Consider the following 899-nt stretch of genomic DNA (forward strand, 5'->3'; position numbering starts at 1 on the left):
GCAAAAGCAATCAACGACGCTAAAAATGCATTACAAGCGAAAGCGGATAAAGCTGGTTTAGAAGGTTCAATTGCGACAGCCGAAGGCTTAGGTCAACTTAACCCAGCAGATGCAGAAGATAAAGCGGTCCAAGATGCATTAGCTAAAGCGAAAGCTGTACAAGCAGATCCGAATGCTTCACAAGAAGCAGTAGATGCGGCGAAAGCAGCGTTAGATGAAGCTATCAATGCTAAAAAAGTGGCAGACGCAAAAGATGCGGCTGACGCAGCAGCGTTAAAACAAGCGGCATTAGATGCATTAAAAGCAGAATTAGCTAAGGTAGCTCAACTTGATAAAAATGCATACACTCCAAATAGTGTAACGCCGTTAAACGCTACTGAAACAGCAGGTCAATCAATCGTAGATAATCCGGCAAATAAAACAGTAGAAGAAATCCAAGCAGCGACACAAGCATTGAAAGATGCGGAAGCAGGGTTAGTTGCAAAAGCAGATAAAACAGAATTAAAAGCGGCAATTAACAAAGCAGAAGCATTACCAGCATTAAATCCAGCGGATAAAGAGGACAAAGCGGTTCAAGACGCATTAGCAGCAGCGAAAACAGTTGACGGCAATGCCAACGCAACACCGCAACAAGTGGCAGAAGCTACAAAAGCATTAAATGATGCCATCGCAGCAAAAGAACGCCAAGATGCTTTAGACGAATTACAAAAAGCAATTGATGCGGCAAATGCAGTAAATAAAAACGACTATAAACCAAGCACTGTTACACCATTAGAAAATGCAGTAACAGCAGGAGAAGCAGCGAAAGCTGATACGACTAAGACTCCAGAAGAGTTGAAAGCAGCAGCAAAAGCAATCAACGACGCTAAAAATGCATTACAAGCGAAAGCGGATAAAGC

General features: G+C 42.7%; 1 protein-coding gene. It reads left to right on the forward strand.

Going from position 1 to position 899, the window contains the following annotated elements; translation table 11 throughout:
- Window positions 1-899 (forward strand): FIVAR domain-containing protein (locus DVJ99_RS12975; RefSeq protein ID WP_205527073.1); only part of this gene is annotated, 899 nt, incomplete at both ends.

Source organism: Staphylococcus sp. EZ-P03, assembly GCF_003344575.1.
GTDB classification, from domain to species: domain Bacteria; phylum Bacillota; class Bacilli; order Staphylococcales; family Staphylococcaceae; genus Staphylococcus; species Staphylococcus simulans_B.